The organism is Exiguobacterium sp. KRL4 (assembly GCF_001870785.1).
Taxonomy (GTDB): Bacteria; Bacillota; Bacilli; order Exiguobacteriales; family Exiguobacteriaceae; genus Exiguobacterium_A.
The window spans coordinates 298,255-311,755 of the sequence record NZ_MOLV01000004.1 but is presented as its reverse complement, the minus strand read 5'-3'; the positions used below and the strand labels follow the sequence as shown (position 1 = coordinate 311,755).

At 45.6% G+C, this 13,501-nt stretch carries 14 protein-coding genes; 4 read left to right on the top strand and 10 right to left on the bottom strand.

The features are described from left to right. Positions 1-124 precede the first annotated feature (124 nt). From BLD48_RS03940 to yvfG, 3 genes are read right to left on the bottom strand one after another with little or no spacing between them, the layout of a single operon-like run. The gene (locus BLD48_RS03940) at positions 125-331 is read right to left on the bottom strand and encodes a hypothetical protein (protein ID WP_014970572.1); all 207 of its coding nucleotides are present in this window, start codon (positions 329-331) and stop codon (positions 125-127) included. Between the two features lie 60 nt (positions 332-391). Continuing rightward, the gene (locus BLD48_RS03935) at positions 392-1,003 is read right to left on the bottom strand and encodes an NUDIX hydrolase (protein WP_083412232.1); all 612 of its coding nucleotides are present in this window, start codon (positions 1,001-1,003) and stop codon (positions 392-394) included. After that, complete coding sequence (gene yvfG, locus BLD48_RS03930) at positions 1,000-1,230, bottom strand: protein YvfG (RefSeq protein ID WP_236629935.1); 231 nt, start codon at positions 1,228-1,230, stop codon at positions 1,000-1,002. Before yvfG ends, BLD48_RS03935 begins: the two co-directional genes overlap by 4 nt. A gap of 80 nt (positions 1,231-1,310) precedes the next feature. Here yvfG and BLD48_RS03925 point away from each other — a divergent pair, with 80 nt between their 5' ends. After that, a complete protein-coding gene (locus tag BLD48_RS03925; RefSeq protein WP_071499022.1) occupies positions 1,311-2,885 on the top strand; it encodes an FAD-dependent monooxygenase in 1,575 nt (524 codons plus the stop codon). Positions 2,886-2,981: 96 nt separating this feature from the next. After that, entirely contained in the window at positions 2,982-3,227 is a 246-nt protein-coding gene (locus BLD48_RS03920; protein ID WP_236629934.1) for a hypothetical protein, read from the top strand. An 81-nt stretch (positions 3,228-3,308) separates the two neighbouring features. On the opposite strand, the gene gpsB is transcribed toward BLD48_RS03920, so the two are convergent. From gpsB to recU, 6 genes are all read right to left on the bottom strand, one after another. Next, positions 3,309-3,629, bottom strand: coding sequence for a cell division regulator GpsB (gpsB, locus tag BLD48_RS03915; protein WP_083412231.1), 321 nt, complete (start codon positions 3,627-3,629; stop codon positions 3,309-3,311). Positions 3,630-3,634: 5 nt separating this feature from the next. Next, positions 3,635-4,195 carry an SLOG family protein gene (locus BLD48_RS03910; RefSeq protein ID WP_014970578.1) on the bottom strand — a complete coding sequence of 187 codons (561 nt, stop codon included), beginning with the start codon at positions 4,193-4,195 and terminating at the stop codon, positions 3,635-3,637. Further along, positions 4,192-5,376, bottom strand: coding sequence for a ribonuclease H-like domain-containing protein (locus tag BLD48_RS03905; protein ID WP_071499019.1), 1,185 nt, complete (start codon positions 5,374-5,376; stop codon positions 4,192-4,194). The genes BLD48_RS03910 and BLD48_RS03905 overlap by 4 nt, the downstream gene beginning before the upstream one ends. Continuing rightward, positions 5,373-7,634, bottom strand: a complete 2,262-nt coding sequence (locus tag BLD48_RS03900) for a DEAD/DEAH box helicase (protein ID WP_071499018.1) — start codon at positions 7,632-7,634, stop codon at positions 5,373-5,375. Before BLD48_RS03900 ends, BLD48_RS03905 begins: the two co-directional genes overlap by 4 nt. A 105-nt stretch (positions 7,635-7,739) precedes the next feature. Then, positions 7,740-10,238, bottom strand: coding sequence for a transglycosylase domain-containing protein (locus BLD48_RS03895; RefSeq protein WP_071499017.1), 2,499 nt, complete (start codon positions 10,236-10,238; stop codon positions 7,740-7,742). A 33-nt stretch (positions 10,239-10,271) separates the two neighbouring features. Next, positions 10,272-10,886 (bottom strand): Holliday junction resolvase RecU, encoded by a 615-nt coding sequence (recU, locus tag BLD48_RS03890; protein WP_071499097.1) that lies wholly within the window; start codon positions 10,884-10,886, stop codon positions 10,272-10,274. A 74-nt stretch (positions 10,887-10,960) separates the two neighbouring features. Between recU and BLD48_RS03885 the strand changes: the two genes are divergently transcribed. Both BLD48_RS03885 and BLD48_RS03880 read left to right on the top strand, forming a co-directional pair. Further along, entirely contained in the window at positions 10,961-11,254 is a 294-nt protein-coding gene (locus tag BLD48_RS03885) for a DUF1798 family protein (RefSeq protein WP_071499016.1), read from the top strand. A gap of 281 nt (positions 11,255-11,535) precedes the next feature. Then, positions 11,536-11,781 carry a hypothetical protein gene (locus BLD48_RS03880; RefSeq protein ID WP_071499015.1) on the top strand — a complete coding sequence of 82 codons (246 nt, stop codon included), beginning with the start codon at positions 11,536-11,538 and terminating at the stop codon, positions 11,779-11,781. Positions 11,782-12,088: 307 nt separating this feature from the next. Here BLD48_RS03880 and tnpB read toward each other — a convergent pair whose 3' ends face one another. Then, complete coding sequence (gene tnpB / locus BLD48_RS03875) at positions 12,089-13,261, bottom strand: IS200/IS605 family element RNA-guided endonuclease TnpB (protein ID WP_071499096.1); 1,173 nt, start codon at positions 13,259-13,261, stop codon at positions 12,089-12,091. Between the last annotated feature and the right edge of the window lie 240 nt (positions 13,262-13,501).

Here is a 13,501-nt window from a genome sequence, read left to right as displayed (position 1 = left end):
CTGTAGTAGTCAAGTCTATTCTTTATTATCTTTGTAAAATTCCCCTGAATTGCCTGTTCTGAAACCTGCTTTCACATGCCTTGACATACAAAAAAACCGGCAGAAAGTCTGTCCGGTCCGTCGTTTATTTTGATTTTCGTTCTAACAATTCAATCTCCGATTTAATCAATACTTGTTTCTCGAACTCAAAACCAAGAGTTTCGAAGTTTTTTGTATGTGAGAGATCTCCCACTACGGTATTGGTTAATACGGCTGTGACTTCAGCGACCCAGCCCTCTTTTGTCTTTACCATATCACCGACGATATAATCAAATAACTCTTCTTCTTCCATCTCAATCATCTCCTGACACGTTCAGATATTCTTAATCATATAAAAGAACTCATGAAAAAGCTAGTATTGCGTCAAGGTCCGTAACATCTGCCGTAAGATTTTTGCCGTCAGTCCCCAAATCAAATACTCTTCATGCTCATAAAAATGTTCAACGGTTTTATACGTTCGATCCAAGTAGGCATCACGATTGGCCAAGCGGTCTGTCGGAACTGTTTTCCCTGGACGAATGCGCCATTCCATCTCGCCTTGAATCGGCTCGGCTGCTACTAAATCCGATAAGGCAACAAAAAAGATATGATCAACTTCCATCGGAGACGGATGAATTTCCTCTGCCGTCAAGATACCCACATAGGGATAGATGATTGACCGATTTGGTGTCACGAGGGGTTCCAATGTGCCGATGACTTCAATATTGGTATCACTCAAGTTCAACTCTTCTTTTGTTTCACGAATGGCCGCCTGCTTCGGCTGCTCACCGGGATCAATCCGCCCACCTGGAAACGAAATTTCTCCTGGTTGCGACCGGAGCGTTTTCGCTCGTACTTGAAACAGGAGATAGACCTCTCCGTGACGTTCGAGGAGCGGAACTAATACGGCAGCAGCATTTTTAGGGAGTCGCTCTTCTGACGAGGCAAACGCTCGTTTCACATCATCCATCCGGAAGTCACTCATCGTGTTTCCTGCGCGACTTTCTGATACGCTTCTTCCAGATGGCGCATGCGTACGATCAAGTCCGCATTTTTAGCAATTCGATCGGCTAAAATCGATCCTGCTACGACTTTATAATAGGCATTAAGTGCCTGAATCTTCGTCATATACGCTTCATTTTGTCGCATGTATTCTCTGAAGTTGCTCATCAAGCGTTCCGTCGTAAATAGTTGTTCATTCACTGCCCTCATCCTTTCAGACGGTTACCCGCCAAGTCGATAGTTTAATGGTAGCGAGTTTTGGCTAAGAAGTAAAATAAGGGGGGCTATTCGTGAAGAAAAAAGTAGATGTACTGATCATTGGTGCTGGACCAACCGGTTTGACGTTAGCGCTCGCATTATCACGTTATGGTTTGACTTTTCGAATCATTGAACGTGCAAGTGGTCCATCCGTCGTCTCAAAAGCGATTGGAATTCAGGCTCGATCACTCGAATTATTCGCGCGCCTTGGCGTAGCCGATGCATTGATGGAGCATGCAATCAAAATCAATCAAGGTAATCTGTATGTCAATGGCGCTTGGCAAGCCAAACTTGACTTTACTGATTTAAATACACCGTTTCCGTTCGTCACCTTATTACCTCAAAGTGAGACCGAACGAATTCTTGAAACCCGGTTGCAGGAAGATGGGCATACCGTGGAACGTGAAACGGAACTGACTGGTTTTGCTCAGTTTCCGACGTTCGTCAGCGCCTCGATCCGTAGACATGATGTGACGGAGACCGTCGACGCTTCCTTTATCATCGGAGCAGATGGTGCCAATAGTTTTGTCCGACGTGAACTGGGACTTCCATTCAGCGGGAAATCCTTTAAAGAATCGTGGGCATTAGCCGATATCGAAGTGGATTGGCCGTTATCTTCTGAAGAAGTCCACATCTTCTTTTCCGATCATGGTGTCATCGAGTCCTTTCCACTGCAGTCCAACTTATTTCGAATTACAGGCAACTTGACGAACGGTACCGTTCCGACAGACCATGCTGCAATCGAAGATTTTTTACAAAATCGGGCGAAAGTTCCGTTTAAGTTAAAAAAAGTACATTGGTATTCCATGTTCCGGGTCCATAACCGAATCATCGAAAAATTTGGTCATCACCGGATTTATCTCATCGGGGATGCTGCCCACATTAATTCACCTGTCGGCGGTCAAGGAATGAATACCGGGATTGCCGACGCAATGAATCTAGCCTGGAAATTATGGTGTGTCCACCGGTTTAAAGCCAGTTTTCCATTGCTTGATTCGTATAGTATCGAGCGACGTGAGGCAGCCCGCGGAATTTTACGTTCCACGAATCTCGCCACTGAATTGTTGCAGATTAATGTGCCTTTTTTATTACCACTCCAAGAAAAAGTCATTCGCAACAGTTTAAAGATTACACCCCTACACCATTACGTCACCAATCGCATTGCCCAACTGAACAGTAATTATCAAGCTTCCCATTTATTTGTCACACAGGGACGTTTTCCGCTCCTGACTCCACGTCCGGGAGAACCGATGCCGTATAGTGAAGTCGTGAATCCACGCACAAAGAAAAATGAATTATTATTACGACGTGCAGACCGGAACTTCTTGTTGTTACTTTTTTTACCTCGTCAAGCAGACGAAGCCACACTCTCACCTTTTAAAGAATTGGCATATTCCTACCCCGATTTATTCGAGACCGTGCCAATCCATCAAGAGTTGAAGGATGATGGTGTCGTTGACCAAGGTGGCGAGCTCGCTCGGAAATTCGGGATTAAACAAGCTGGACTCTATCTTATTCGACCAGACGGGTACATCGCCTACCGTCAACAAGGATTAAAACTTCAGCCTTTTTCACGTTATCTTGAACGTTTACTTTATGCGCGTTAAGGACGTATGATAAAAGATGAGGTGATGTTATCCATGGATTTTAATACGATACGTATTATATTGATTGTTGTTCTTGTTTTATATTTTATCGTCATTGTGACACGACGAACTAAAGAATCAATGCGCTGGGTCGTACTTGGTGAAGCGTTTGGAGAAAAAGGAGAACAGTTGGCTCGTGATCATGATCGGTTAGATCAAGCAGGCCTTCGCGTCCGGATGGAACGTGGCGTTAAAACATCTTTTCTCTTCCGACGCTTCAGTAAAGAGTTGGACGACCGGGTAGCCCTTTATGTCCTAAAAGAAGATTTACCTCAGGCAGAAGAGATTCTACGCCATAATTGACAAAAAATCGGCATCCTCATTTGGTGGAGGAGCCGATTTTTTGCGTCTGCGTCAATTTTTTCCATTACGTTCACGTATCCGTTACTCTTCTTGATGCGGTCGTCCAAAAACGGCTTTTTCAAGATTTGAGATGCGACGTAACATATCATAATTAGAAGGGTTCGAAGGGACTGTCGGCACGTCTGGTTCCGTTCGCCGTTCTTCTCGTTTGATGCCAACGGAAGACGCCACTTTTGCTTCTTCTAGTTCCCGTTTTAACCGGTCGATTTCCCGTTCAAAGCCTTCGTAATCTTTGATGACTTGATCCAAATATCCGTCTACATCTTCGATGACATAACCCCGTAGACCTGTTTTGAATTCCTTTTTGTAAATATCATCTGCTGTCAATAACGGCTTGTACATATGCTTCACTCCCATTGTTCATTGTAGGTCTGCTCCTGTTCCATCATTGCCAAATCATCTTGTGTAATCAAGAACAACTGATAATCCGATCGTTCCATTTCTAGTTTAGCACGTTCCACCAGATACTTGGCAGATCCTCCATGTTCCTCGTCAAACACGGACAATAACCCTTGACTCTTTTGAATCATGAATTCCGTTTTATTTCGAAACTGAGATGGATTTTCGTATGGTTTTTGACTGATTGCGTCCACAAAGTCTGCTTGATTCAAAACCGCTAGATATTGTGCTTGTACCGGTTCTTTCCATTTTGCTTCTTGTTCAAGAAAAGGAAGCAAAATCCCTAACCGGATATCTGGATACTCCTGTTTGAGTTCTAAAATGACTTCACATGCCCACAACTCACATCCAGGAGCCGCACTCGTAATGAACCAAGTCGTCCCCATATCTTCAATCAATCGGATGAGACGTTCACGGTAGGCTGCTTTTAAAATCTTGATACCGGGATGCTTTTGGTCAAAGATCCCAAGTTCCGTTGGTTTATATCCTGTTACTGCTACGACCTTCATCGACGACACTTCCTTTGTAGACGTAAACTTCGATGATCTAGTTCGGCTAACAATCGTTCCCGACGCGAAGCTAACAACTGGTGGTGCGCTAACATGTTTTTGGCTCTTTCCGTATAATCATAAGCAACGGTTGGTTGTTTGGCAATGTGCTCGGCCCATTTCGCAAGTTCGATGAACCCTTCGTACGAATCACTCTTTTCAAAACAGAGTTTGGCTTTCTCATACTGCCGCAGTTTTTTGTATAACATCCCTTGGCGGAACCAGCCTTGCGCAGTCAACTCATCCGCCTGTCCAAAATGTTTGACCGACTGATCATGAATGCCTAGATCCGCTAACCAGACCCCAATATTTTCACGAATCTGAGACGTGGCTTCTTGGCGATGTGTCACAAGCCGATTACATTCATCATAAAGGCTGACCAACGTAAGACAGTCATGCAAATGATGCTCAAGAACCCCAGACATGATGTCCGGATTTTGATGTTCGACGTATTGAAAATAGTGCATCGGCGCCAAAAAACCGGGCAGATCATCTGTCCGTTCAAATCCAATCCGCTCTTCCATCCGTGTCAACCGGTACGAGTCATACATTCCTTTGAACAGACGACGACAGACATGGAGTAAATCGAGATGACCGACTTTCGGCAGACGTGGTACACGTTCACGGACAAACACATGGCGTGTCTTTATTTGCGGCCAGTCAAAACTTTTCCCATTGTAGGTGACGAATCGAACATCTTCCCCGATATCTCGCAAAAAATGGTGATACAAAGCCGCTTCATAGTGTGGATGCGGCAGAAAATATTGCCGCATCAGCAATTCGCCTTTTTCAAATCGTGCAAATCCAAGTAAAAAAATCGTGGTCCCCGTACCTTTTAGACCCGTTGTTTCCGTATCAAAAAAAATGATTTGTTCGAGTGGGACATCTAGCGCCAGTGGCGGATGCGGTAACTGTAATGATTCAAAAACCGCTTCAAATGACCGATGACCGTGCTGAGCCGTCAGGGGATACCGACGATCCAGTCGGACAATCCATTCCTCTTCGAATGTGAGGATGTCAGCTCCTTTTGCTAACCAGGCTGCTTGTTCAGCCGTCGTGGCTTGTTCCTGATCCGTGGATGAAGGACTTGTTTTCGGTTCTGTCTCGGTCGTCTTCAACATCCGTCTCAGTTTATTTTTCATAATTCTGTCTCCATTTCAGCAAGCATTCTGATTGTCCGCTCTTTTTCATCAGATACCCCAATCATACCAATGCAAGCCGGACAACCGTCAAGGCAAGGACATGTTTCAATCGAGTCCCGGGCAGCACGGAGCATGATAGTCCGTTGTTTGTAAATCGATGCTGCAAGCCCAACACCACCCGGATAACGGTCGTACAGATAAATCGTCGGCTTTTGTGTATGCGTGGCTTTGACTTGAGGAACAACAAACACATCACTCGCATCACACATCAAATACAAGGGAGCAACACGACGCAGACTGTTTGCGACCCCTTCTAATACTTGTTCGAGTTCTGTGCTCGATGTAGACGTTTCCGGTAAGGAAAACCAGACACCGGTCGTGTGAATTTCCCGTTCGGGCAGATGAATGGGACCTGATCCGATGTTTTCATGTGTCCCGAACTTGATCTTCTTGAACATCGTCGCCATTCCACGGACACTGACATCTCCGCGTGCGACACTAAAAACACCGTTCGTATAACATTCATCTTCATCCAGAACTGATAATTCGACTGAAAAATTAGCATCCGTATAATAATCAACATCTACGGCTCGGACAAAGGCTTTTTTTTCTTCGAAATCCAAGGCTTCGACTTGGTATTGATCTGCCCCGTGTAAATAGATCGCTTCATCGTGTAATAACGTCATCGCACTGAAGGTATCCATCTCGCCGATGACTCGATTCGGGACTTCTGTTTGATCAACGATGATGACATTTTCTTGATCGCTGGATCGAAGCGAAATACCATGTGCCGGGAACGCATCGTTCATCCAGTAATACCGTTCCCCCCGCTGATGCAATACACGTTCTTCGACGAGATACTCTAAGATATCTTCCGTCTCAAGTGTCCCGAACGTTTCGCCCTGACGAAACGGTAATTCAAACGCGGCACATTTGATATGATCGACGGCGATGATGAGATTATCCGGGTCGAGTCGAGCTGCTTCCGGTGATTGATTTAAAAACAATTCCGGTCGTTCGGCCACATATTGATCGAGCATTCCGGAAGAAGCGACTAAAATGATCAAGGCATCATCCTGACGCCGTCCGGCTCGTCCCGCCTGTTGCCATAATGAGGCAATCGTTCCCGGATAACCGTTCATGATACAGACTTGAAGTTGTCCGATGTCGACACCAAGCTCTAGTGCATTGGTCGACACGATGCCGGTAATTTCACCTTTACGCAACCGTCTTTCAATATCCCGCCGTTCAGTTGGTAAATAACCACCCCGGTAGCCTTCGATCGATTTGGGTCCAAGTTCGTGCCGGATCAGACTGCGAAGATACGTCAACAACACCTCGACACGGACACGTGACCGGGCAAAAACAATCGTCTGGAACTTCTTTTTGATGAAGCGTGAGGCCAGTTGTTTGGTTTCTAGTGTCGCTGAACGACGAATTCCAAGTTGCGCATTAACGATTGGCGGCTGATAGACGATAAAATGTTTTCGACCGGTTGGTGCTCCATTATCATCAATCAACTGAACCTTTTTTTCCGTCAAACGTTCTGCTAGTTCTTGTGGATTCGCAATCGTCGCACTTGTCATGATGAAAATCGGGTCACTCCCATAATATCGGCAAATCCGTCGCAACCGTCGGATGACGTTTGCCACATGGCTGCCGAATACTCCGCGATACGTATGCAATTCGTCGATGACGATATGCGATAAATTTTCGAACAGTTCGATCCATTTCGTATGATGCGGTAAGATACCGGAATGTAACATATCTGGATTCGTAATGACGATATTACCGGCTTTACGGACTTTTGTTCGAATCGTCGGTGACGTATCACCATCATACGTAAAACAACGAATCGGTGCTTCCATCTCGTCGATGAGTTCTAACAGTTCACTGTTTTGATCTTGTGCCAACGCTTTTGTCGGATAAAGGTACAAGGCCCGTGCATTCGGGTGGGCTAAGAGATGAGATAAAATCGGCAAATTAAAGCAGTAGGTTTTCCCAGATGCTGTCGGTGTAACGATAACGGTCGATGCACCACCTTGGACGGTTCGAAAGGCTAGCTCCTGATGCCGATACAACGAAGTGATGCCGCGTTTTTCCAGGGCTTGTCGTAACCGTTCCGGCATCTCTTTGGGAAACGGTGCGTACTTCCCAACTGTCGCTTCCATCGTTTTCATATAGGTAACACGCTCCATGAAGGAACGATCAGCTTTGAGTTCTTCTAAATAGGTGACAAGTGATTGTCTAGCTTCCATTGCCCCACTTCCTTCCTCTGTTCCATTATACAAAAAAAACAGGCAAGACCGAAGAAACACATCCGTTTCCTCGGTCTTGTCTATCTTAAGCGGTCCTCGGACCCATTATTGATTGGATTCTGAATCAGCCGGTGTGTCATTACCCCGACCTTGATTCCCGTTTGATTGACGTCCATTATTCGACTGGGTAGAAGCTCCATCGTCGGTCGTTGGTTCATCCGTCGTTGGTTCGTCCGTCGTCGGTTCATTCGTCGTCGGTTCATCCGTCGTCGGTTCGTCCGTCGTCGGTTCGTCCGTCTCGACTTCGGCAACCGTCACCGTGGTCGAAACAGGACCGGACTGCTCACCGGATGCTTTAGCGACGACCGTAAACGTCGTCCGTCCCGGATCCAGTCCGCTGATGCCGATTCGGTTCGTTGAACTTGTCCCGAGAACCGATTGTTTCCCGTCTGGATCTGTCATCGACACTTCAAATGATACACTATCGTAGCCGTTTGTCCGCAGTGCTGAATCGTTGTAACTCCACGTCAGTTCACCAGACTCCGAGTCTTCATTGTAAGATGCTTGTAAGCCAGTCGGAGCTGGTACGGCCTTTTTTTCAACAACCGGTTCTTTTGTTCCTTTGACATAAAGTTCGTCACCGATACTGAGAACAGAACTTGGTTGTTCAAAAGGTGCTGGTGTCCGGTCACGTGTTTTCGTGACAAAATCTTTCCAGAGGTTTTGAGCCATCGTACTATTCGTTGGTCCACTTAAACCTAACTCATTGTTATTACCTGATTTCGTCGTTCCCGTCCAAACACTGATTGAGACATCGGACGTATAGCCGGCGAACCAGACATCTTTGTAAGCATTCGTCGTTCCGGTCTTACCTGCTGCATCAAAGGCAAGAGCGGCACTCGGGAACGTCCCACCTGGCTTCAAGACGTCTCGCAACATATCCGTCAACATGTAGGCCGTATAATCTTCCATTGCTTTTTTCGGTTTGACAGGTGATTTGATTTTTGAGCCGTCACTGTATTCAATCGTCTTGATGATGTGTGGTTTGATATAATCGCCACCGTTACCGAGTGTGGCGTAAGCAGATGCCATTTGTGTCGTGTTGAAGCCGTGTTTCATTCCCCCAATCGCATAAGCGGGTGAAATCGACTCGTCGTCTTTTAAGTTCAATCCGGATTTGGCAGCAAAACTCTCCACCGCATCTCCTCCGATTTGTTGGAACGTTTGAATGGCCGGCGTATTGGCAGAAATCTTAAGCCAGTTCCGAATCGTATTTGTCCCTCGGTATCCATCGTAATAGTTTCCGATATTTTTTCCATTCACTTTTGTTTCTTGGTCCGTCAACATTTTAGCCGTTGACCATTTTTCATTTTCAATGGCCGGTCCGTAAGCGAAAAACGGTTTTGATGAAGAACCCGGTTGGTGCGGTTCTTTTGCAAAATTTCGGCGCGACGTACCTGTCCCTGGATTTTTCCCATCAACGATTCCGAGAATTTCACCCGTTTGCGTGTTGACGGCGGTCGCTGCGGCTTCCGCATAATCCGGTAACTGAACGACTTGGTCTTTTTTGATTGCTTCGTTCATATAATCATGCATCGGTTTGTCGATTGATGTATAAATCTTTAATCCTTGACCGTAGATATCTTTTCCTTCTAGACCAAAGACGTCTTCTAGCTCTTGTGAGACCATATCAAAAATCACGCTATCGTATGCAGCGTCGTCTTTTGACTTTGGAGCGGGATCAATCAATTTTGAAATCGGCTGATCGACACCTTGATCACGTTGATTCTGTGAAATGACGCCGGTCGTCAACATCGCATCAAGGACCTGTGTTTGACGCCCTTTTGTTAACTTCGGATCACCGTTGATCGGATCGTAAGCAGATGGACGTTGGGGCAGACCTGCAAGCATCGCACCTTCTGCATAGTTCAGTTTATCGACAGTCTTATTGAAGTACGCTTTTGATGCGGTTTGAATCCCATACGATTCTTGACCGTAATAGTTTTTGTTCAAGTACATTTCAAGAATCTGATCTTTCGTATAATCGCGTTCTAAACGAATTGCTAACCACTGTTCCTGGACTTTACGGGTGATTGTTTTATCAGAACTCAAGAACGACTGTTTGATGACCTGTTGCGTGATCGTCGAAGCACCTTCTGATCCGAAACCATCTGTGATGTTGGCAATGATCGCGCCTCCTAAGCGGCGGAAGTCGATCCCGTTATGTTGATAAAAACGCCGGTCCTCAATCGAGATGAATGCGTCTTTGACGACATCCGGTACTTCTTTGATCGAGACGTATTCACGGCTCGTCCCACCTTTTTTGATTTCTTCCTTATTGCTCGCATAAATTTTCAGCGGAAGCGCATCGCGTAATTTTGATTCGTCCAGCTCCGGTGCTGTGGCTATTGCGTAAACGGCAAAACCTCCACCAGCAAGCATCAAAATGATGAACAATCCTGTTGCCACTAACAGCAACTTTTTCCAAAGGGCACCCTTTCCGCCAGATCCACCCGTCTTTTTCTTTTTCGGACGTTTTGTCCGGTTCGTTTGTTTGACTGACGTCTTCGTTTCTTCACGACGTGCGACACGACTTCTTTCCATATGCTATCCTTCTCCTTCAATCTGTAAAGTTTCTCAAGTGAAATATAACTCGTCCACTGCTGGTAAATAATCAATTGCAGGAAACGCACCTGTCTCGAGTTTTTTTCCATGACATTCGATTTCTGCTAACGGAATCGACTTTCTGCCTGTTTCCAACTGCTCCCACCAGGGGAACAAATGCTCGACAGACAACACATATTGCACATTATACATACTGAATCGAATGATGACAAAACAAATTCCTCCATGTGCTACACACTGACGCATATGTTCAATTTGATGGGAATGAAAGTTTTTTAGTGGGAAGGACGTTTTGTGATTAGTTTCCTTCGCTTCAAAATCGATGTATCGTCCGCGGTACACCCCGTTATAATCCGTTGTCGACGGTTGTTTGAAATAGGCTTCTTTGACAACGGCAGCCGACCGTTTCGGGTAATCAACTTGAACGATTTGAAGAGGAGTCGGTTTCTTATGAATGATTGCCCGATTGTGGGTCAAATAAAACGTATTACTTTCATTAATGAGTTTTTCTAGCTTCATTCCACGATTCGAGAACGTCGAGCCTTTGGAACGGGCGTTTTGAATCGTCATGCCGTGCGACTCAAGTGGTTTTTGAAACTTTTTACCATTCGGGTAATTCAAAAGGATTCCCCTCCTAACGCGTTTATTGTACCATGATATGTGATTGTATCGTATCGGCCGAGAGGAGTAGTTAAAAACAAATGACAATAGAACCGTTACTTCAAGAGATTGAACGTATTTATCAGGCAGGACGCGATGGGACAGAATATGACTTCCAAAAAGAGGTGATTCCGTTCGTCGAACAAGCGGACCTTCTGATTGCAGAATGGCAACAAAACGCTCAGAACAGCCCTTACTTACGCCCTGCGATGGTCGAGAGTGCCGTCGATCAGCTAAAACAGTTGTCCGTCCAAGCGTTTCAACCGAAAACGAGCTTAAAGCGCTTTAATGAAACCATCAAATCTGTCCGTTATATCGATCAACTGATGCAATAATCAGAGGAACTCTGTTTTTCGTCACGTAACCCCGGACCTAAGATGGACACTTTGAATATGTAATCTGATAACAAGATGATCTGTTTTGTTCAACAGTTTGATTATAACTCGTCAAATTTCTACTATTAGTGTATGTTAGCAAATGAGCTGATTCCCCTCATGCTTTTTGCGTATTTAGAACGATTGTAAGTATGGTAAATTGACTAATTTTCATCAAACAAAGCATAATGATAAACAGCAAAGCGTTACACATCTCGCTCTGCTATGAAAGGATGTTGTTTATGTCATCAAAAAAAGTATGGTCAGTAGAAGGTTATGAAGAGCACGGTGTAGAGAACCATCGTGAAGCAGATATGACTGAATCGTTCACGAATGAGGCTGAAGCTCGTAAGGCTGCTAAAAAAATGGCTGATAAGTACGATAACCTCGACGTCTATGTCATTTATACTAGTACGGTAAACGGTAAAACAGAAGAACGATTCTTTAATTCTGATGGTTCTTATAGTGAAGAAGGATTTGAATGGTAACACCTTAGCCGTCTATATGACGGCTTTTTTTGTACAAAAAAAGATACTGCGAACACAGTATCTTTCCCGTCGTCTAGCTAGCAATGAATTCCAAAACCTTTTCGGAACACGCATCGCATAACTCATACATTTTTGAATACAAAACGTCTTACTGATCGAGTCGTTTGCTAAACAACTTCTTCAAAAGGTTCTTCATGTTCGAATTGTCGTCTTGGAGAATAGCTATATCGCTTGAACTACCTCCACCTTGCGCTTCACTTAGAGGTGGAGGATTCCTGAGTTATCCGACCTGACAGTCGAAACCTGATCAGGCTACCCCCGTCGTTCCGACGGTTGAAGAAGCTAAAATGCGTTCTGCTTCTTGTTTGAGATTCAGTCCTGCGTTCCCATCACGGTCGTGATGGATGCCGCAACTCGGGCATGTCCATTCACGCAATCCAAGATGTTTCACGTCTTTGTGTTGATGTCCGCAACTGGAGCACAGTTGACTGGAAGCAAAGGTCTTGCCGACCTTGACGACAGTCTTCCCGTACCATTCTGCCTTGTACTCCAGCATGCAAAAGAACTCCGACCAGCTGACGTCCGAGATGGCCTTGCTCAACTTGCGATTCTTCTGCATGTTCTTCACCTGCAAGGTCTCGATGCCGATGACGTCGTGGTTTTTGACGATCTCGGTCGATACCTTGTGCAGGAAGTCGGTACGCTTGTTGGCGATCTTCTCGTGGATACGGGCAACCTTCCGCTTCTGCTTCTGATAGTTCCTCGCCTCGGAAAGCTTGACTTTCTTGTTCAGAGCGATGCGTTGACGGCGGGAGAGCTTGCGCTGTTCGCGCACCAGTTTCTTCTCAAGCGAACGGAAGTAACGGTCGTTCTTGTATACCGTGCCGTCCGACAGGATGGCGAAGTTCTTGAGTCCGACGTCGACGCCGACGGATGAACCGGTCTTCGGCAGTTCGTTGATCTCCTGCTCGACGAGCAGGGAAACGAAGTATTTTCCTGAAGCGTTACGTCGGATCGTGGCGTTCAAGATACGGCCTGTGACCTGTTTCGAATGGGCGAAACGAACCCATTTCAGCTTCGGAAGTTTGAGCTTGTTGCATCCAATCGAGACTTCAGGAAGCTGGTTTTTGCCTTGGATGTTGGTCTTGTACGACTGGACGGGATGGCGCTTAGACTTGAAACGAGGGCGTTCGTTCTGCTTCTTGAAGAAGCGGTCAAACGCATCGGCAAGGTGTTTGACGCTGATCTGAACAGATGTACTATCGACTTCCTTCAACCAGTCGAACTGCCGCTTCAACAAAGGAATTTCTTTAGAACAAGAACCGTAGGACAGTCCTTTTCCAGTGGTCTTGTACATTTCATCCCACTTCGCCAAGAAGTGGTTGAAGACGAAACGCGAACATCCAATCGTCTTCGCGATCAGGATTTCCTGCTCTTTTGTGGGGTAGATTCTGAATTTGTAGGCCTTGTGCTTCAACACCATTTTTCACCTCCTTCAAAGGGAATATACCCGAAAGGCAGGCTGGCGATTCCTCTCCCACTTTCACTTCGTTTAGAAGTGGGAGTATTCTCGCCTAATTTTGATAAAATCCGCTGATTCAAATAAATGAGAATAGTGTTTAGTCGTGCAGGAAGGGGAAACTGTATGACGAATATTAAAAAGAACCCCACTACCGGTAAATGGAAAGCTAGGATCAGTCTTGGATTCGATGAACAAGAC

Excerpts from the sequence above, each read along its gene's own strand:
- BLD48_RS03940 (WP_014970572.1), bottom strand. The coding sequence starts at position 331 with ATGGAAGAAGAAGAGTTATTTGATTATATCGTCGGTGATATGGTAAAG.
- BLD48_RS03935 (WP_083412232.1), bottom strand. The coding sequence starts at position 1,003 with ATGAGTGACTTCCGGATGGATGATGTGAAACGAGCGTTTGCCTCGTCA.
- yvfG (WP_236629935.1), bottom strand. The coding sequence starts at position 1,230 with ATGAGGGCAGTGAATGAACAACTATTTACGACGGAACGCTTGATGAGC.
- gpsB (WP_083412231.1), bottom strand. The coding sequence starts at position 3,629 with ATGTACAAGCCGTTATTGACAGCAGATGATATTTACAAAAAGGAATTC.
- BLD48_RS03910 (WP_014970578.1), bottom strand. The coding sequence starts at position 4,195 with ATGAAGGTCGTAGCAGTAACAGGATATAAACCAACGGAACTTGGGATC.
- BLD48_RS03905 (WP_071499019.1), bottom strand. The coding sequence starts at position 5,376 with ATGAAAAATAAACTGAGACGGATGTTGAAGACGACCGAGACAGAACCG.
- BLD48_RS03900 (WP_071499018.1), bottom strand. The coding sequence starts at position 7,634 with ATGGAAGCTAGACAATCACTTGTCACCTATTTAGAAGAACTCAAAGCT.
- BLD48_RS03895 (WP_071499017.1), bottom strand. The coding sequence starts at position 10,238 with ATGGAAAGAAGTCGTGTCGCACGTCGTGAAGAAACGAAGACGTCAGTC.
- BLD48_RS03885 (WP_071499016.1), top strand. The coding sequence starts at position 10,961 with ATGACAATAGAACCGTTACTTCAAGAGATTGAACGTATTTATCAGGCA.
- BLD48_RS03880 (WP_071499015.1), top strand. The coding sequence starts at position 11,536 with ATGTCATCAAAAAAAGTATGGTCAGTAGAAGGTTATGAAGAGCACGGT.